The organism is Halanaerobium saccharolyticum, assembly GCF_003259895.1.
Taxonomy (GTDB): domain Bacteria; phylum Bacillota; class Halanaerobiia; order Halanaerobiales; family Halanaerobiaceae; genus Halanaerobium; species Halanaerobium saccharolyticum_A.
This window is the reverse complement of record NZ_QLME01000002.1, coordinates 68,745-84,519: the sequence shown is the minus strand read 5'-3', so window position 1 is coordinate 84,519 and position 15,775 is coordinate 68,745. Positions and strand designations below refer to the sequence as shown.

Annotated in this window: 13 protein-coding genes and 1 pseudogene; 1 reads left to right on the top strand and 13 read right to left on the bottom strand. The window is 35.0% G+C overall.

Annotated features, from left to right (window positions below):
* Positions 1–24: 24 nt before the first annotated feature.
* The 5 genes from C7958_RS02015 to trxB form a co-directional block, all read right to left on the bottom strand.
* A complete protein-coding gene (locus C7958_RS02015; protein ID WP_111571003.1) occupies positions 25–2,058 on the bottom strand; it encodes a methyl-accepting chemotaxis protein in 2,034 nt (677 codons plus the stop codon).
* Between the two features lie 192 nt (positions 2,059–2,250).
* Positions 2,251–3,390: a glycine/sarcosine/betaine reductase complex component C subunit alpha gene (grdD, locus tag C7958_RS02010; protein ID WP_111571002.1), complete on the bottom strand. Its 1,140-nt coding sequence runs from the start codon at positions 3,388–3,390 to the stop codon at positions 2,251–2,253.
* A 10-nt stretch (positions 3,391–3,400) separates the two neighbouring features.
* Positions 3,401–4,942 carry a glycine/sarcosine/betaine reductase complex component C subunit beta gene (gene grdC, locus C7958_RS02005; RefSeq protein WP_111571001.1) on the bottom strand — a complete coding sequence of 514 codons (1,542 nt, stop codon included), beginning with the start codon at positions 4,940–4,942 and terminating at the stop codon, positions 3,401–3,403.
* An 83-nt stretch (positions 4,943–5,025) separates the two neighbouring features.
* Complete coding sequence (trxA, locus tag C7958_RS02000; RefSeq protein WP_111571000.1) at positions 5,026–5,343, bottom strand: thioredoxin TrxA; 318 nt, start codon at positions 5,341–5,343, stop codon at positions 5,026–5,028.
* Between the two features lie 21 nt (positions 5,344–5,364).
* Complete coding sequence (gene trxB / locus C7958_RS01995) at positions 5,365–6,570, bottom strand: thioredoxin-disulfide reductase (RefSeq protein ID WP_111570999.1); 1,206 nt, start codon at positions 6,568–6,570, stop codon at positions 5,365–5,367.
* 180 nt (positions 6,571–6,750) lie between these two features.
* Here trxB and C7958_RS01990 point away from each other — a divergent pair, with 180 nt between their 5' ends.
* The gene (locus C7958_RS01990) at positions 6,751–7,425 is read left to right on the top strand and encodes a TetR/AcrR family transcriptional regulator (RefSeq protein WP_111570998.1); all 675 of its coding nucleotides are present in this window, start codon (positions 6,751–6,753) and stop codon (positions 7,423–7,425) included.
* A 62-nt stretch (positions 7,426–7,487) separates the two neighbouring features.
* Here the strand turns inward: C7958_RS01990 and C7958_RS01985 are convergent, their stop codons facing one another.
* From C7958_RS01985 to C7958_RS01950, 8 genes and pseudogenes are all read right to left on the bottom strand, one after another.
* Positions 7,488–9,068: a BCCT family transporter gene (locus C7958_RS01985; protein ID WP_111570997.1), complete on the bottom strand. Its 1,581-nt coding sequence runs from the start codon at positions 9,066–9,068 to the stop codon at positions 7,488–7,490.
* Between the two features lie 95 nt (positions 9,069–9,163).
* A complete protein-coding gene (gene grdH / locus C7958_RS01980) occupies positions 9,164–10,483 on the bottom strand; it encodes a betaine reductase selenoprotein B (protein WP_111570996.1) in 1,320 nt (439 codons plus the stop codon).
* A gap of 18 nt (positions 10,484–10,501) precedes the next feature.
* Positions 10,502–11,827: a glycine/sarcosine/betaine reductase component B subunit gene (locus C7958_RS01975; protein ID WP_111570995.1), complete on the bottom strand. Its 1,326-nt coding sequence runs from the start codon at positions 11,825–11,827 to the stop codon at positions 10,502–10,504.
* Positions 11,828–11,881: 54 nt separating this feature from the next.
* The gene (gene grdA, locus C7958_RS01970) at positions 11,882–12,352 is read right to left on the bottom strand and encodes a glycine/sarcosine/betaine reductase complex selenoprotein A (protein ID WP_111570994.1); all 471 of its coding nucleotides are present in this window, start codon (positions 12,350–12,352) and stop codon (positions 11,882–11,884) included.
* 244 nt (positions 12,353–12,596) lie between these two features.
* A pseudogene (locus C7958_RS16060) lies at positions 12,597–12,840 on the bottom strand (selenide, water dikinase SelD); the annotation flags it as partial.
* Positions 12,841–12,884: 44 nt separating this feature from the next.
* Complete coding sequence (gene yedF / locus C7958_RS01965) at positions 12,885–13,466, bottom strand: sulfurtransferase-like selenium metabolism protein YedF (RefSeq protein WP_111570993.1); 582 nt, start codon at positions 13,464–13,466, stop codon at positions 12,885–12,887.
* Between the two features lie 40 nt (positions 13,467–13,506).
* Positions 13,507–13,983 (bottom strand): C-GCAxxG-C-C family (seleno)protein, encoded by a 477-nt coding sequence (locus tag C7958_RS01960; RefSeq protein WP_166668443.1) that lies wholly within the window; start codon positions 13,981–13,983, stop codon positions 13,507–13,509.
* Positions 13,984–14,514: 531 nt separating this feature from the next.
* Positions 14,515–15,750: a sulfurtransferase gene (locus tag C7958_RS01950; protein ID WP_111570990.1), complete on the bottom strand. Its 1,236-nt coding sequence runs from the start codon at positions 15,748–15,750 to the stop codon at positions 14,515–14,517.
* Between the last annotated feature and the right edge of the window lie 25 nt (positions 15,751–15,775).

The following is a 15,775-nucleotide window of genomic DNA, read 5'->3' as shown; positions in this document are numbered from 1 at the left end:
ATTTACAAGATTTCTTTTTGTATACTATAGTTTAAATTGTTCTACAATAGCTGATAAATTTTGGGCCATAATTGTCAGGTTTTCTGCTGATTTTACAATTTCCTCAGTTACTCTACTTTGTTCCTCACTGCTGGCTGAAACCTCTTCTGAATTTGCTGCAGTTTCATTACTCACTCGAGAAATATCCTCCATATAATCATTTACTTCCTGACTTTCTACTTTAATTTCTTCAAGATTATGATCTACTTTTTCAATTAAAGAATTTAAACTCTCTACTGCCTTATCAATTTTATTAAAAGAATCTCCTGTATCCTGAATAGAATCAATACTATGCTCTACCACTTTTTCAGTATTATTCATTTTGTTATTAGCATCTTTAACAGCAAATTGAATATCTTTAATTAAAACTGAGATATTTTCAGTAGCATTTTCCGATTCTTCAGCTAAATTTCTGATTTCATCTGCTACTACACTAAATCCTCTTCCGGCTTCTCCAGCTCTTGCTGCTTCAATTGCAGCATTTAAAGCTAAGAGATTTGTCTGAGAAGCAATATCATTAATCAGGTTAATTATTTCTTCAATTTCCCCAGAAAGCTCTCCCAATTTGTTTATTTTAGCTGCAGCCTGATCAGAATTATCTTTTACACTTTCAATATCATTTACTGTTTGATTAAGCTTCGTCCGACCTACTTTAATATTATTTGCTACCTCAAAAGCATTATTCTGCATTTGACCAGAAATTTGATTCACTTTATTAATTCTCTGGCCAAGATTATTGATATTATCTTTACTATCCTGAATTACAGCAGTCTGTTTTTCTGCACCAGATGCAACATTATGAATTGACCTACTTACTTCATCTGCTGAAGCCGAAACTTCTTGACTTGAAGCTGATAGTTCTTCACTGGCAGCTGATAATTCACCTGATATATCTGCTGCACTGCCTATAATTTCTTTTAAATGGCTCTGCATAACGGAAAAACTTTTTGTAAGTTTTCCAAGTTCATCTTTTCTTTTTAAAAGAGCTTCCGGTATTTTTTGACTTAAGTTGCCCTTAGAAATCTCACCACTTTGTTCAACTATCCTGTCTAAAGCTTTTATAACATTATTTGAACTTAAAAATAGAATTAGACTAATTAAAATAAAGAGAATTGCAGAAATATATATTATATCATTTCTTGCTTGATCTACTGTTGAATAAATTTCTTCCATCGAAAAGGCCAGATTTAAAACTCCAATCTGTTCTCCTCCGATTTCAACAGGTACAAATACCTCATTTATTTTGATCTGTTGATTATTGTAATTATAACTTCTTTCTTCAAAATGATTTTGTCCTGTTTTTACAGCCGCTTTAATTAGCCCTGAATCTCTAAGAACTCCAACTTTTTCTTGTCTACTGTCTGCTTCGTTTACCAGATCATTATTAATAAAAGCAGCATAAACTATCTGGTCATTTTTTTCTAGCTTTTCCACTAAAGTCTGATAGCTAAAACTATCAGTTAATTCCCTTACGTTATTAGCTGTTATTCCTACCTGGAGAAAAGTACCATCGTCATTTCTTAAATAACCATATTTATTATAATTATCAGATTCAGTGTCTTTACGAATATCTTCCATTAGAATTTTTTTATCGGAAATCATAAAATCATTAACAGGATGATCAATTTCTGCAGTCCAGCCCACATAATCATCTACAGTTGAATAAATGATTTCACCTTCTGAATTATACCAGGAAATCTCCTGGACCATTGTCTGTTCCATGATTTCTCTTAGCTGCTCATTACTGAGATTATCTCTATTTAAAGTTACCACATTTGCTGCAGCTTCTATTTTCTCTTCCAGCATTCTATCAATTGTCTTAAGTGAATTACTGTTATCAGCAACCTGCATTTCTACTTGTTCAGCCAGGTTTAGACTGTTATTATACTGTTCTTCAAATAAGTTTTCTTGTAAAAGACTTGTTGCCAGAAACCCAATTCCACTGACTCCAATTAAAATTAAAACAATTGGTATTATAATAAACTTAACTTTAAAAGATAAATTATTAAGTAATTTCATTATTATGCTCTCCAGTTAGTATACTTTTATATACTGCAATTTTTAAAAACTCCAGATAATTAAATAAAGCTGGTAAAGATTTGATTTAAAGAGCCCATTTCAAGTTTTAATTTGAAACAGGCTCTTTTCTTATAACTTTATACTTAAAAAATACATATTAACAAATTACTAAAATTAAATTTGAGTAATCAGTTATTCAATAAAACCTGCTTCTTTCAATTCTTTTCTTGCTGCTTCTTCGTCTTCTTCTGCAATTAAGATCACCGGACCAGTGCAGCCCATTCCCGTTTCAGCATAAATATCTTTTTTCCAGAGGGATTCTTTAGCTGCATCAATTTCTAAAATATCAATACCCGCTATTTCCTCTCCAGTAACCTTTTTAGCAGGTGCTTCTACTTTTTCTGCCTGTACAGCCGAGCTGCTGCTTTTAAGTTCAGTAATTATATCTTTTAAACCAGCACTATTGGCAGCTTTCACTTCAGCCTTAGTTATTTCTAATAAATCACCTTTACTGACCTCTGCCATAAATTTAATAGCATTGGCAATTACAGGTGCTCCAGAAGCACGGGAAATTATTCCAATCAACTTGTCATAACCCTCTCCAACTCCAGGACCATAACCATAACCAACAGCTTCATACTGGCCACCTGTATTAAAGGCAGAAAATACTTTCATCAACATATTACCGGTCAGAGTATCTGTAACCATCACATCTGGAGTTCCTAATAGAAGATCATTACCTCTCATTACAGAACCACCATCAGCTCTTACAGAGGTCGCAAAATCAAAATCATAACCACTTTTCTTTAACTTCTGCAGATTTTTCTCGACCAGCCTTGCACCTTCAACATTTAAAATACCTACAGTCGGCTTTTCAATCCCTAAAGATTTAGCAGCCGCAATTCCATAGATAGTATTTTTTAGCATTGAGGGAACTCGATCTGTATCAGTTGTACCTGTTGTTGTAGCAATCAGCATTTCTTTTCCTCTACCAGGAGTAACTACTCTACCAACTGTAGAAACACCTAAAGGAAAATTATAATGAAGAGTCACAGCTGCATCAATTTCATTCTTTTCAAGTTTCTGATCCATAATTGAATGTGCATCTGCCAGGCAGTCACATTTATCATCTTCACAGCCGATTAATTCTACTTCTAAATCATTATATTTGTTACGTGCAATCTCTGCAGCCTTTTTTAACTCATCTATTCCGTGTTCACTATCCAGTAAAGTTAAGCCAATTTTCTTTTTATCACCAAACTGGCCGGATTCAATTGCCGCTGCAACTTCATTAAACACTCCAGCAACTCTTTCTTTTACACTATCTGTCATTTTATCCACCTCACTCGGTTTCGCCGAGAAGATTATCTGCCATCTGGCGCATAGCACCGGCGATCATATTTTTGATTTCTGTATCACTTACACTGCTTTCCTGTTTTTTAACTCCAGAGTTCTTTTCAATTACAAAAGAAACTCCGTCAAAAAGGTTAGTCATTCTGCCCAGGAAAAGACTTCCCTTACCAATAATCATTGCCTTTTCAATCTGACCATCTCTCATCATCTTTGCCGCCGGACCAATAAAGGGCACTCCAGAAGGAATATGACCCTGAGTTGGTGCAAATCCAGGCATTCCATGTTCTTTAACAAAGTTCATAAGTTCTTTTCTTTCTAAATCTCCCCGCTTAACTCCTAAAGCAGCAATCATTTTATAGTTTGATTCTGGTACATCGCCTGCACCAGCAGGTTTTGTAACTTCGGGGTTCTGCATTTCAACAGAATACTTATCAATATCTTTAATCCCTAAATCATTTTCATCTAGAGGATCAGTTACCAGAGAGCTGATTACAGCCTGAGGAGAAGACCCTGTTCCTACCTTATGACGGCCAATAATATCAGTTCTAATAACTGGACTGGCTCCATCATTTTTTGAGATTAAAACTGCAAATCCACCCAGTGTGTCCTCTAAAACAGGCATTTCTTTTTTGATATGATCTTTACCATTCATCCCGAGTTTTGCCACAGATCCACCGGCAACAACTACAACATTATCATAGATACCTGCTTTAACTAAAGCAGCAGCATTAACAACCGCATGAGCTGGAGCTGCACAGAAACTTCTAACATCTGAACCATTTGCATTAACACAACCAGCCATTTCTGCGATAGCTTTGGCAAAGTTGCCTCCACCACGCTGATTAATATCACCACAGGCCTCTTCGGAACACTCTAAAACATAATCAATATCTGCTAAATCAAGATCATTTTTAAAAGCCATATTTTTGAGAGACAATACAGCCGAAGCTTTAGCAACCAGGTTTTCCAAAATAGTATGTGCATTAAGATTCACATCACTCTCATGAGCTTTCTTTACACAACCTATTAATGTTTCGCCCAAGTAAAGTGGTTCAGCATGTTTATCTAGTAGAGCTTCAAGTTCAGATTTTTCTTCACCTTCTCCAAGTTCAATCTCCATCTCTTTTAAAATTGAATGTTCTGCAACTTTTGGCTCGATTTCTGAAATAAAATCACTGCTCAGCTTTACTAAATCAAAAACATCAACATGTTTGAGCAGAACATAAAACTCATCTTCCGGCATTATTTCTCCAAAGTCACCATATCTATTACCCTCAACAAAGTTTTGCTCTTCATACCAGGGTTGTTCGATATTTTTTAATTCATCAGGTAAAATATTTCCTATATATGCCTGATTGGGAGCATACGAAACAACTTCTTCAAAAGATCTTAAATAATCATCTAATTTTTTTAAATATTCATCATCAGGATTCTTGGCTCTGGTTGTCGTTTGAGTAGAACCACCCTCTTTTAATATATTGGGAGTATGTACCAGAATATATCCTGAAGCTTTAATTACTGGAAAATCCAATAAGCTCACCTCCAAATTTTTTGAATAATTTCTCCACCCAAATTAAATTGGGCAGAGAAATTATTATCAGCTTAACTATTCAACTATGCTCTTGCTTCTAATTCTTTTCTAATATCTTCTACTTCCAGATCTTCACCGCTTAAATGCTCTACCTTTTCTCCGTCTTCATAGAAAACAATTGAAGGCAGACCTAAAACCTGCTGACCAATAGCAAGTCTTCTGTTTCCTTTAATGTCTAACTTTGCAAATTTAAAGTCATCTGCAAATTCTTCAGCTAATTCTTTGACATCAGGCATAATTTCCATGCAGACATCACAACTTTCACTCCAGAAATCAACTACAACCTTACCTTTGCTGTTAAGTACTTCTTCCTCAAAATTATCTTTGTTAAGTTCAATCATTTTTATTCCTCCTTAAATTTTTTAAATTAATTCTTTAATCTTTTCTTTTTCTGGTTTAACAAGCTTAGAAGCTACCTCACCGGACTCAATCTTGAGTAGAGTTGGGATTTCTTCTACATCATATCTGTCAGAAATAAGTCTATTTTTATAGGTATCAATCTTGATGAATTTATAACCTTTATCTTCAAGCTCCATACCTTCGAGCTGACTGATTAGATCCATGCTCTCCTGATCAGTAACACTCCAGAAAGCTACCAGAGCCGGCTTATCAGAATTAACAACATGATTATGCCAGTACTCTTCTTCTTCAATATAGCCCTGGGCCAATACCGCAGCAGTTGCTCCATCACCAGCAGCTGTTATTACCTGACGCACAACCTTATCTCTTACATCTCCAACTGCATAAACTCCAGGTTGATTTGTTTCCATCTGCTTTGTTGTTTTAACATAACCATGCTCTGTTAAATCAACAACTCCTTCCAGGAAGTCAGTACTGGGTACCCTGCCGACAAAGAAGAAAACACCATTACAATCAAGTTCGGTTTTTTCACCATTTTTGATGTTTTTAACTACAGCTTTTTCAACTAGGCCTTCACCTTTGATTTCTTCTAAAACTGAATTCCAGACAAATTCAATTTTATCATTTTCCATTGCTTTTTCCTGAAGAATCTTTTCAGCATCCATTACACCTTCATCATGGATTACTATCATTGTAATTTTATTGACAAATTTGCTCAAATAAATTGATTCTTCAACAGCAGAGTTTCCATTACCAACTACAACAATATCTAAATCTGTAAATAGATCTGCATCACAGGTTGCACAGTAAGAAACACCCTTACCTTTAAATTCTTCTTCACCTTTAATTCCTAATTTTCTAGGCTCAGCCCCTGTTGCAATAACAACACTTTTAGCCCTATACTCTTCACCCTTTTTAGTGGTAATAACTTTCTCAAAACCATTAACCTCAAGCGACTTAACTTCTCCTCTTTCAAATTCCGTACCAAACTTTTCTGCATGTGTACGGAAATTTTCCATTAGCTCAGAAGCTGTAGTCTCAGGTACACCTGGGTAATTTTCCATGTCGTGATAGGTACCAGGCTGGCCACCAGTTTTTCTTTTTGTTTCCAAAACTAAAGTATTAAGTCTTGACCTTGAACTATAGATGGCAGAAGCCATACCAGCAGGTCCTCCACCCAGAACAATTAAATCATAATTTGCGCTCATATTTTTCCTCCTAAAATAACTTGACTTTTTAAAAAGATTTAAGTTTATAACTTTATATTTAGAAATATATTTGTTGAAAAATATATGGTACTGCCTTCTTGCATTTTTTTAAAAGCTGTTGTATCCTTAATAAATAAAGAATATTTAGCTTTTAAAATTTTTAAAGGATGTGTAATAAACATGATTGACTTTGATAATAAAGACATTAAGAAAAAGCGAACCCTTAAAATTTTTATTGAAGCAACTCGCAAGTTGATTGAAGAAAAGGGCATTGAGAAAGTAACAATCCGTGGAGTTGCTAAAAAAGCCGGTTATAATAGTGCTACAATCTACAATTATTTTGATAACTGCAACCAGCTGATATTTTTTGCCTCACTTGATTTTCTGGGTGAATACAGCCAGGCAATGCCGGAATACATAGCAGATGCTGAAGATGAAATAGAGAAATTCATAAAAATGTGGGAGTGCTTCTGTAAATATTCATTCGAAAACCCAAAAATTTATTATGCTATTTTTTCAGATAATATTGGAGATCATCCAGAAATTTTAATGAAAAAATACTTTGATCTCTTTCCTGAAAAATTAGGCACTCCACCTACTGATCTACTGCCAATGCTTTTAGATCCTGATCTCTCTCACCGTGCTGCTATCGCTTCTAAACCATTAATCGAAAATGATTTTCTTCAGGAAAAAAAAGCTCGTCAGATGGATAACATGATTACCTATATTTACCACGGTATGTTAACCTTAATGGTGAATGAGAGAATTGAATACACAAGTGATCAGGCCCTAGAAATTATCAGCAGCCAAATACGAACAATTTTAGAAAATGCCATCTGCTGTCATCAAAAATGATTGGAAATAAACCCGGCTAATAAGCCGGGATTTTTTATTTCCAATCTATTAATAATTTTACTCTAAGCATCTTCGACTGCCGCTAATTCTTCTTTATCCATATGATCTACTGAAACATTTGCTACTTTATCAATATCAACAATACCCTCTACTGCTGCATCAGCTTTTAAGGCTTTCATCATGGCTAGCATGGCAAAAAGCATAATGAAGGCAAAGGGAAAAGCAGCTACGATTGATCCGGTCTGCAGCATACCTAAACCTCCGGATAACATCAGTGCAATAGCAAGGCCTGACTGAATTACTCCCCAGGTTATCTTTAATTTTGCTGAGGGATTTTGATTACCCTTATCAGATAACATACCCAGGACAAAGGTAGCTGAATCTGCTGAAGTAATAAAGAAAGTTATTAACAGCACTACTGCGATAATGGAAATCAAACCACCACCAGGATAATACTGCATCACTTCAAAAAATGCAGTCTCTGTTACAGCAATAGCCTCTTCAGCAACTCCCATTCCGGTTTCAATCCCCATAGTACCCAAAATGGAAAACCAGACAAAAGAAGCAAGTGTTGGAGCAAATAATACACCACCAATAAATTCTCTAATTGTTCTACCTCTAGAAATTCTGGCAATGAAAGTGGCAACAAAAGGTGCCCAGGCTATCCACCAGGCCCAGTAAAATATGGTCCAGGCTCCATACCAGCTATCTTTACCAATTTTAAAGCTATCTCGAACTATATTTGAAAAATACATTCCAAAGGCATTAGTGAAATTATTAATGATTAAAACAGTGGGACCGATAACTAAACAGAGCAGCATGATAACTCCTGCAAGTGAAATATTGGCGTTAGATAAATATTTAATCCCTTTATCAACACCGGTTATTGCAGAAATCATAAATAATATCGTAATAATTCCAATAACTAATAAACGTATTAAATCAGTTTCTGGAACTCCAAATAAGAAATTAAGACCACTAGTTACCTGTAGTGTCGCCAGTCCCAGCGAAGTTGCAACACCTGCTACAGTTGCAAAAATCGCTAAAATATCAATAGTTTTTCCAATTGTCCCTCTGGCCTTAGCTTCTCCGATTAGTGGAATAAACACACTGCTTATTTGTGCAGGTTTATCATGTCTAAACTGCATATAGGCTAAAGCCAGTGCTAAAACTCCATAAGCAGACCAGGGATGAAGTCCCCAGTGTAAAAATGAAGTTTTTAAAGCAAAATCTGCAGCAGCCGCAGTTCCTCCCTCAATAGCTAAAGGATTAACAAAGTGATTTAATGGTTCTGCAACTCCCCAGAATACAAGTCCTACTCCCATACCTGCACTAAACAACATTGCAAACCAGGAAATAGTGCTAAATTCTGGATCTTCATCAGGCTTACCGAGCTTTATTTTTCCATAACGACTCAGGGCCACCCAGACACAGAAAATTACAAATAAGGTCATCGTAATTAAATAAAACCAGGCGAAATTATTTGTCAAATAATTGAACAAATTATTAGCAACTCCACTGAAACTTGCTGGCATTGCTATTCCCCAGAGAACAATTGCAAAAACCACCACCAGAGAAATCACAAACACTTCTTTGCCTCTTTCTTTAATTATATTACCATGTGCGTCTTTACGTTCTTCCATCTACTTCACCCCTTATAGAATGTGTTATATTTTTCACTTAAATCTCAGTTAAAGACCCCTACCCCACCTATAAAGGAGGGGTAGAGGTTTAATATTTAGATTTCTACATCAAAGACTTTTTGCTCTTCAATCTCAGTTGTTAGAGCGTCTAAAGCTACTCCCACTCTGTGATATCTTAACTCCCACTGTTCTTCTTTACTTGTAGAAGGATCACCTAATGGATAAGGGATAGAAATAGTTGGAACCATTCTATTAGCACCAACAGTTTTTGCTACAGGAATCAAGTTTGCCATTTGAACAACTGTAAAACCAGCTTTTTCAATTTCTTTCACCATTGTTGCACCGCAACGTGTACAGGTACCTCAAGTGGATGTTAAAATAACTGCTTGAACATTGGCATCTTGTAATTCTTGGGCTATTTCCTTACCCATTCTGGCAGCCTCTTTCTGAGTAGTACCAGTTCCTACTGTTGAATAGAAATAGTCATGTAATTTACCAATTCTACCTTCTTTTTCATATTTGCGCATTGCATCAACGGGAACTACAACGTTAGGATCAGCATCAGCTGCAGCAGGGTCATAACCAGCATGAATAGTTTTAAAAGCTAAATCTTCTCTGTTGTCTAGTTTATCCATAGCACTTATATCATATTTACCCCATCTTGTAGCAGAAGCCGACTGTATTTTATCTGGATTATCAACAGGTACAATACCACCTGAAGTCACTAAAGCAATAGTTGTTTTACTTAAATCCTCAATTGCTGGAGCAATTTCTACCAGATCTAATTCAGGTATGGGTAGTTCACTTTCAAATTCTTCACCATTAATCTTTTTCAACAGCATATCAATTGCTCTCTCATATGCTGGAGTCTCATCTTCTAAGAAATATTGATGTCTAATACCACGTTTATAATAACCTTCTTTTTCTGCAGGTAATAATTTTTCTCCATTCAGAATCTTATTACCAAAATCAGTTATTTTTTTAACATCATCTCTCATTTTTGCAGCACTGTGTCCACCCGGGAAGATATAAATATCCTTCTTAAAGACTTCAACACCGGGGTTCTCAATATTCATCGATGAAATTACAGGTACATCAAACTCTTCTTTTACTGCTTTACCAATTTCACCACAGGCCATACCATAACGTCCAGCCTGAAAAGCGGGTCCAGCAAAGAAGATATCAAAATCTACATCTTTTAAGAAATCAAGAATAGTTTCTACAGCTTCCTCAGTCCTACTACCCATAAAATTATCTCCACAAATCACAGTATGAGTAACTTCTGCATCAAGTAACTGATTATAAAGCATTGCTGCTCCAACCTTTTCTTCTCTTATTTCAGGAGCATGATCTGCAACATCTTCTCCACCTATCTGACCAAAAAATTGGTTTAAATATACAACTGCTTTTTTCATTTATTCCACCTCCCCGGTTTAAAATTCTTTCATTGTTTTTGGAGACCAACCAGCAATTCGATCTCCACAGAACATTGCATTATTTTCCATAATAATTGAACCGTCTTCTTTAACTGAAGAACCGAGGACTTCGTCATCTTCCCAGCCTCCAGAAAGTCCATCTCTGGCAAGTGCTTCTAATTCACCAATTACCTCATCCATAGGAGGTAATTCAATTAGTTCAGATACATTACCTGTAGAAACAAGTGCATCTGCTTTTGGATCTAAAGTTACTAATGGCTGTGAGCCACCATCTCTTCCTGTTGCTTCATTGCTGACACCAACTGTTTTAACACCGGCATCCTCTAAAGCAACCAGACAGCCAATGTAATCAGCATCTGGATTTCCGTATCCTTCTTCTGTTACTATTGCTGCATCAACTCCAAGAGATTTAGCCATTTGAGCCACAAACTGTGCTGAACGCTCTTTCTGCTCAAGCGCAACATTTAAGTTTGACATAATCACACCAACAAAATTAATTGTCTTACCGTGTTCTTGATAAAGTCTTCTAATCAATGGGAAATTCTGAAAATCATAAGTCGCCCATTTTGAAGAACAGGGCATAAAGCTGCCGGAAATCATTGCTCCATCCAGAATCTCATTAGGATGCATAAAAGTTGGAAGCATTCTATTTGTATCCCAACCATAGTTTAGGTCATTATAACCTTTTTCTTCCATCTGAGATTGTGGCTGCATTACAATTGCAACGCTAGGAAGTTCGTCTAACTCTTTAGATCTTTTGGTTAAAGGTTCCAGCTCATATGTATCTTTATCTTCTGGCTCTAAATCTTTAACTGCCTCACCTAAATATTCTGCAAGTCTCATTCCGGCCCATCTCAAGGCATGATTTTTTTTCTGCTGTTCTCGCTGCTCAAATTCTTCATCAGTATCAGCAACTAAAACAACATTTTTTAAAGAGGAAAAATGTGTATATTTTGCACCTTCTCCTCCCATGTCAATAAGTCCGTCCTGGAAACCACCCCAGTGTTTACCTACAACTAAAACACTCATATCTTTTAAGCAGCGAGTTTCACCTTCACCAGCCTGCATGAGTTTTCCAGTTACACCAGGAAAAACAGGTCCTCCCCCTACGCGGAAGCGGGGTTCAATTGCTTCTTTAACTGGTACCAGACGAACCATATCTCCAGGCTTAACTATTCTCAAGTCTGCCTCAGTAATATGATTATCTTTAAAAACCACTTCTAATGCTTCTTCTTTATTGATAGTCAGTATTCCATCATTAAAAGCAGTTTTGGCACCGAACTCAATATCTTTTACATAAAAATTTCCGAGTTCAAGTTTCACCGCGGTCCACCCCTTTCTTAGTAATTAATTCACAATCTTACTCAGAATATGCTTTTACTTATATTCTGAATACTTCTCGCGATAGGTTTTTACCTCTTCTACAATAGCATCTACATCTAATACCATTTCCATCATACTGATTTGATCATCATAAACCTGATCATCAATTTCAGATTTGATTTCTGGTTCCACGACATGATAACACGCGAGTCCCAACGGAACTCCTGCTAATGGTCCTGCAAAGGTTGGATCACCATTTGTTACAGTTTCACAGGCTAATCCAGAAGCTTCTGCTTCTGCACCACCTAAGATAACAACAAGGTTCTCCGCACCGTGTTTATCAGCAAGATCTTTTATTCTCTGCTGATTTTCCAGGTCCATAGCTCCTGCGCTTGTTCAGACAAAGCACTCAGTTGTAGTAAATACAACTTCATCTGCACCAGTTGTTTCAATACATTCTTCAATAGCTGGTCCAGGGATACCATCACGATCGCCTAAAATAGCAATCTTTTTACCTTCTAACATGAGTAACACCTCCTTGATATTTTTATTTTCATCATTTTCGCAATATTATAATACCACAATCATGATTATATGTCAATCATGATTGTGATTTTTTTTACTACTTTTTTTATAATTTTCTGTATTAATATTTAATAAATGGACTTTTCTTATTAAGTACTAAACATTTAATTACTCCTATTATAAAAATAAATCCTCTTAAATTAGAATTGATCCTTCTAACCTAAGAGGGTAAATAATTAATAATTCAATTCCAGTTTATCTTAATTCCTTTTTCACCTTGATGAGCTTTTGCAATTACTGCCACATCAAGTCCTGCTGCATAAAGGTCAATTAATAAGTCAGCTGTATCTGCTTCTGCCACTGAAATTAAAAGTCCTCCTGAAGTCTAAGGATCATGCATTAAGTCGTAAAGTATCTGATCTCTCTGTCCACTGTCCACTTTCGCTGACAAATTCCTGATAATTGTCTCTATTTTTATAAGCACCAGCTTCTTTTACTTTATCTTAGAAAAGTTTAACTCTCTCTTTCTAGATTAAATTACAACAGCTTCTTCTCTGTTCAAACTATCAGCAATCTCAAACATATTACTTATTTCTCCTACTTCTACTTCTTCCTGTAGTCCATAATAGTCAACACAGGTTCCACAGAGAAGTATTTCAACCCCTTTATCCTCAAGCTCTTTTAAATAAGAAGTAACATCTTTTTTGACAGCTAATTTAACTCCAGAATTTAAAAAAATAATTTTTTTAGGCAGAGGATCTAACTCTTTAATAGTAGAAATAAAGCCTTTAATTAAGATTTGACCCAATTCTCGTTCTCCATCTCCCATAGTATCTGCTGGAATTAAATAAATTTTAGCTCCTTTACTTTCTGATTTTGATTCATCGTTTTCGCTGTTACTACTTTTTGATTTTTTAAACATGACTCTAAATTCAGTTTCCGATTCTTCTACAACTGAAACTTCAGCTTCCATTTTATTGCCTAATTTAGTTAAATTCGAAGCAGCAGTCTGATTATCAACAATTACTAATACTTCTTGATTAGAAGTTATAGCTTTTTTGGCAAGTACAACTGGTTTAGGACATGCTAAACCTTTAGCGTCAATTTCTTTCATTATCATTACCTCCAATTTTTTAAATAAATCATACTCTTTATTATTCTCTATATTCTAAGTCTAATTCTTCACATATTTTTTTAGCAGCAACATAAGCCATCTCACCAGTAAAATCTACACATTGTTTAATATGATCTTTAGAACCAAGTTTGTAATCTTTAGTTAGAACTCTACAGCAGAGAGAACCATGTTCATCCCTAAAATAATCATGTAATTCAGCTGAAAGTTCCATTGTCTTATTTACTTTTTTACTTCCCGCCTGCCTTCTGCCAAAAAAGTATCCTAGCATCATCTGGGCACCAATGACTGCTCCACAGCTGCAGCCAGAATTACCCATGCCAACAGGAAAAGCAGAAGCCATTGCTATTACATCATCAGGAAGATCTAGAGCAAATTCTTCAATAAAAGTCTTGATTATCGATTCCGAGCAGTAAAAATCACCATTTCGATAATAGTTCTCGGCTTTTTCTTTAATATTGCTGAGATTAATTGTATTGTCTGCAAAATCTTTCTGCATCTCACTATAATCCGGGCCAAAAATTATTGACTTTAATTTGTTTATCATTAATATCCCTCTATTCTTAGATTATACATCCACACTATTAATTTTATCAATAATAATATTTAATTCCAGTTTTATCTAACCACCTTTAGTCTTTAAACCTGCTGAAAGCATAAATAAAGTGGAGCGAAAAAACTAAAAATATTGTAATTGTAAGATAAGGTAAACCTAAAATAGTAAGTTCATGATATCTAAATAAAATATATAAAAGTACAATATTCCAGACAATCAAGATGATATAAGTAAATAATTTTTTAGTTTGAAATAATTTATAAACAAAAAATATAAAAAATAAAATCAATAAATTTTGAAATACCTTCAAATTAAAATTACTAAAAAGTACCTTGTTCACATAATAACTTCTGGTTACTAAACTCCGGTTTATTCCTTGATAATTAGCAGCCAGCTTAGTTAAAATTAAGCTAGCTGCTAAGCAGATATATGATGTTAATAATAGTATACTTTTAAAAGTTATTTTCATTTTGATTACTCTTTAACAACTGGCTGCTTATTTTCGCTCCATTCAAACCAGCCGCCATCATATACTGAAACATTATCCCAACCTAAAGCTAGAGCATAAAACCAAACTTCTGAAGCTCTCCAACCAGTTCCACAATAAAAATTATTTTGATTTTCTGCTTCTACACTCTGTTCCAGCCATCTGGACTCCATAAAAGTATAACTAATCATTGTATTATCAGGATTACGATAATCACTCATATCATAGGCATTTTTACCACCATAGCCATAAATGGCACCTTTAATTCTACCGGCTTTGGGAATATAATCATAACCTGTAGTTTCACCCCTGAATTCTTCTGGACTTCTAACATCTATAAAATCTGAATTTGGGTTATCATAAGCTTTTTTTGCTTCTTTTAAATCAATAATATATTCTGGATTTTCTACTTTTTTAGCCCCAAAATCTACTGGCTCAACTTCAACTTTTTCTGTTTCCAGTTCATAACCAGCGGCATTCCAGGCCTTAAGATTTCCATCTAAAATTCTAACATCGTTAACACCAGCATATTTTAATATTGAAGCGAGTCGAGCTGCAGGTGTAGTATCTGCCACACTATAAACAACAACTGTCTGCTCTTTATTTATTCCATGTTGGCCGAGTGATTTAATAATTTCTTCATCACTTTTTCTATTCCAGATAGGCCCTTCTTCGATGGCATCAGTATTGATATGGACACTACCTGGTATATGTCCTTTCAGATATTCAGATTGATCTCCCCAGGAAGCTTCTAAGACAAAAACCTGGTCGGCTTTAATTTTTTCATTTAGCCAGACTGGTGGAACAAGCATTTCAAAATTTTCCATTTGAGCTAAGTTATCATATTCTTTCAAGTCAACTTCGATTTGAGAAGATTTATAACCCAACTCGTTTAATTTATCCACTAATGTATCTGAATTATCTCCGTAAACATACAGTTCTTTATTTTTAACTATGTTAAACCTATTAAGTTCATTCTTAATTGCCTGATTAGTTTCTAAGTTTTCCAGCCACTTTGTAGAAAACAAGACAGCTCCGGGAATATGTCCTCCTACTTTTCCATCAATTGCCCAACCATTATAGGAATATGAAGATCTAGAATCAATCAATATCATATCTTCAGATTCAACTATTTCACTAGTTTGATATTCTGCTAAAATATTTCCTGATACTAAACATAAAGTTAGTAATATAAAACAGAAAACAAGTATTGTTTTTTTCATTCAAAACATCTCCCATTTAGATTAT

Coding starts and splice junctions, on each gene's coding strand:
- trxA (WP_111571000.1), bottom strand. CDS start 5,343: ATGATTGAACTTAACAAAGATAATTTTGAGGAAGAAGTACTTAACAGC.
- C7958_RS02015 (WP_111571003.1), bottom strand. CDS start 2,058: ATGAAATTACTTAATAATTTATCTTTTAAAGTTAAGTTTATTATAATA.
- trxB (WP_111570999.1), bottom strand. CDS start 6,570: ATGAGCGCAAATTATGATTTAATTGTTCTGGGTGGAGGACCTGCTGGT.
- C7958_RS01960 (WP_166668443.1), bottom strand. CDS start 13,983: ATGCAGAAAGATTTTGCAGACAATACAATTAATCTCAGCAATATTAAA.
- grdD (WP_111571002.1), bottom strand. CDS start 3,390: ATGACAGATAGTGTAAAAGAAAGAGTTGCTGGAGTGTTTAATGAAGTT.
- C7958_RS01990 (WP_111570998.1), top strand. CDS start 6,751: ATGATTGACTTTGATAATAAAGACATTAAGAAAAAGCGAACCCTTAAA.
- C7958_RS01950 (WP_111570990.1), bottom strand. CDS start 15,750: ATGAAAAAAACAATACTTGTTTTCTGTTTTATATTACTAACTTTATGT.
- C7958_RS01985 (WP_111570997.1), bottom strand. CDS start 9,068: ATGGAAGAACGTAAAGACGCACATGGTAATATAATTAAAGAAAGAGGC.
- yedF (WP_111570993.1), bottom strand. CDS start 13,466: ATGAAAGAAATTGACGCTAAAGGTTTAGCATGTCCTAAACCAGTTGTA.